2 protein-coding genes and 1 pseudogene are annotated in these 3,144 nt (G+C 39.9%); 2 read left to right on the top strand and 1 reads right to left on the bottom strand.

Annotated elements, in window-relative coordinates; all coding sequences use genetic code 11:
- A pseudogene (locus tag C7972_RS24125) lies at positions 1-206 on the bottom strand (hypothetical protein); the annotation flags it as partial.
- A 64-nt stretch (positions 207-270) separates the two neighbouring features.
- Between C7972_RS24125 and C7972_RS23590 the strand changes: the two are divergent.
- Complete coding sequence (locus tag C7972_RS23590) at positions 271-1,584, top strand: tyrosine-type recombinase/integrase (protein ID WP_258364939.1); 1,314 nt, start codon at positions 271-273, stop codon at positions 1,582-1,584.
- 16 nt (positions 1,585-1,600) lie between these two features.
- Positions 1,601-2,350: a hypothetical protein gene (locus C7972_RS23585; protein WP_110358611.1), complete on the top strand. Its 750-nt coding sequence runs from the start codon at positions 1,601-1,603 to the stop codon at positions 2,348-2,350.
- The last annotated feature ends 794 nt before the right edge of the window (positions 2,351-3,144 follow it).

Raw genomic sequence — 3,144 nt, 5'->3', positions numbered from 1 at the left:
CGAGGCTCCATGAAGCCACTGGCTTTATACTTGCAATCCTTGTACTTGGATGGTATTTGTTTTTTCTCCTCCAAATATATCGTTAGACGGTTCTCATATAAAACATGCTTTATAGGCTTCTTATCGAATCCAACAATATCAAAATACTCTAATATTCCTTCTGGTAATATTAAACTTAACAAGGATAACTCAGTGCCTTTATTCATCAATGTAATTTAAAGCACAAAGAAAATTATTTTTCTCTTCAGACCCAAGTTTTGGGATTGATCCTTGAAAAGACAGACCAATATCAAGGCCGGTGCCAACAGCTACAAGGAGATGCGGAAAAGGATAGCGCACCTAAGGACCATACAAAGAAATCTTTTCCTATTGCTCGAGGCCGGATTTGATCCCTATGGTGACAATACCGAACTGGAAATGGCCTTTATGGGCAATACACCAAGTACGGGGATAGTTGAAAAATCAGCGCCGGTAAAAACAACGGAACCCGTACCTCTCGCTCAACCAATAAGACCTATAGTGCCCAAGACGCCCACCCCGGACTTTCTTAAAGCGCAACCACTTCCAACACAACCTATACCACCAGCACCAATAGTTACACCAGTTCAAGTTCCCGCTCCCACACCATCAGCTCTGACAACAACAGAAATCGAAACAGAAACCGTTTCTGTAAGAGAGGCTTTCGAGCTGGCCTTAAACACCAAACGAAACGTTTTAAATGACAATTCCTATGTAAAATATAAGAGCAGGATAAACAGATTCCTAAAATGGCTGGAAGAGAAATCGTTATCGAACGGTCCAATACAGGACATAAAAAAGAAGACCGTTATCCTCTATTTAAACGAAGTACTGGACAATTCCAGTGCCAGGAACCGCAACAATACAAGGACCGCTCTTAGCTCCCTTTTCCAGGTCTTGGAGAACAATGAGATTATCACAGAAAATTTTATAAAGAAAATAAACGTCTTGAAGTCCACCCCAACTAGGAACAAGACCTATACACCATCCATGGAAAGGGAAATTGATATCTATCTTAAAGAAAAGGACCCCTTGCTCCGGCTATTCATTCAGTTTATTTGCTTTAATTTTTTAAGGCCCATAGAGGTATGCCGATTGAAGATCCAAGATTTGGACCTACAGGATGGTAAAATTTACGTAAAGGCCAAGAACAGTCCTGTAAAGATCAAGATCATACCTGAAATACTCTTGAAACAATTGCCCGATCTATCCAAAAAACGCAAGGACCATTTTCTATTTACACCACAGGGAATCGGCGGGGAATGGACGGCCTCCGAAAACGATAAAAGGAACTATTTCTCGCATCGATTTAAGAAAGTGAAGGACCATTTTGGATTGGGAACAGATTATGGACTTTACAGCTTTAGGCATACCTTCATTACCAAATTGTACAGGGAAATGGCCAAGAACGAAAGCCCGATGGTGGTAAAGAGCAAACTAATGTTGATTACAGGCCACAGTACGATCACTGCATTGGATAAATATTTGAGGGACATAGACGCGGCACTGCCTGATGACTATTCCCATTTATTCGATTCAATAAACAAGTCAGCAGACAAATCCTAATCCACGCAATGGCAATATGAAATATTTTGGCATATTCAAAAAGGTAGACCTAAATGCTTTGACCGAAGCAAAAAGAAAGCAACTGCTCGTAAAAAAGGGTATATGGGAAACCCGGTTCCGAATCAACCTCCCCAGAGATGGGAAAATGAGCTTGGTCAGTGCCACGGCCGACAATGAAGTTATCTATGTTTCTGAAAATGTACAGGAGGAACTCTATGGGTTTATATTGAAAACCTACCAAGAGGAAATTGCCGTAAACTTTCAGGATTTCTATTACCGTTTCAATGGTGCTACTTATGGTCTGGAAGTTGGGGAAATAAAAAAATTGGCGCTATTACAGTTTACCTTTAACTTCAAAAAGGCATTTCACCTTGCCGTGGATTTCACGCGTACAAAAGAAAGGGCACCGGGAATCAAGAACATTGAAAATATGCCCAAATTGGAATTAATGGAAGCCAAACAGAATGCCTGGAAAAGCAACCTGGCAGCGTCCGACATGCTATATGAATTTTTAATGGGCCATGTAGGGTATTTTGATTCCCAGCTTGCCTTGGACAACCCTCTCTTGAAATCCATTATAGATTTTGAAACGGGTTTTAGGATACTAACCAATCTCAACTTTGATTACCATTTTGAGGAAATCAGAAAACCATCCACCCAAATTCCTGAAGAAATAATACCTATTCCAAAGGAGAAACCAATGCTATCAGATCAGGATGCTGTAGAATATTTATTAGCGAATGTCTTCAATAAATATTCGAAGTAAGGTCACGAACTACTATAGGGTGAAGCTGTGGTGCACCCTATGGTGAAGGGGTGTGGTGCTCTAGTGGTTAAACCAAGATTCAAAAATCAAATAGAATCATAAAACACTGACATACAGCCTTTTATATTATTATGATCCTGTGGTGAAGCTATGGTGCACCTGTGGTGCATAGGTGGTGCTTTTTTTGATTTTAAGGTCGGTTAAAAGGGATGTAATTGTGGTTAGGCCGTTAAGTTTTAAAATCCAAAATGGAATTATAGAAGTAGGTATGCCATATTAAAACCCACCATAGGCTAAGCATAAATTTATCTCTAACCTATTCCAAGGTGAACGTAAATTCCCAACCAAGCAGAAAAATACCATACAACTTATATTTCCGTACTTCATCGATTAAGCAAATACTAAAACCAATATTTGTTAACTTAGAAGGTTAATAGCGCATACTTGGCTGTAGTATTCCCCCCTCTTTACATCCATAAAATCATTACGGAAATTAAGAACTTTACGCACATTCAAATGTATTAAGGTACGTTCCAGATAAAATGGAAATATATGTACCAGTACATATATCCGTACGTTAGCGGTAACTTGCCTTAAAAAATATAGAGCAGCTCCTCTCCTACTCCTTTTTTTGCTGCATACCCTATAGTTGGCCCAATCAGTGCGCAAGCAGAACGTTTATCAGGGCAACAAAAAACTACGGTTTGCAATTCCCAGGACCAGGCTATCATAGGGTTTGGGGATTTATAATAGGGCAACCTAAGGGCCTATCCATTTGCCGCCAATACGCAAGC

It is taken from the genome of Arenibacter sp. ARW7G5Y1 (assembly GCF_003201775.1).
In the GTDB taxonomy this organism is placed as follows: Bacteria; Bacteroidota; Bacteroidia; order Flavobacteriales; family Flavobacteriaceae; genus Arenibacter.
This window is presented reverse-complemented; position numbering and strand designations above follow the sequence as displayed.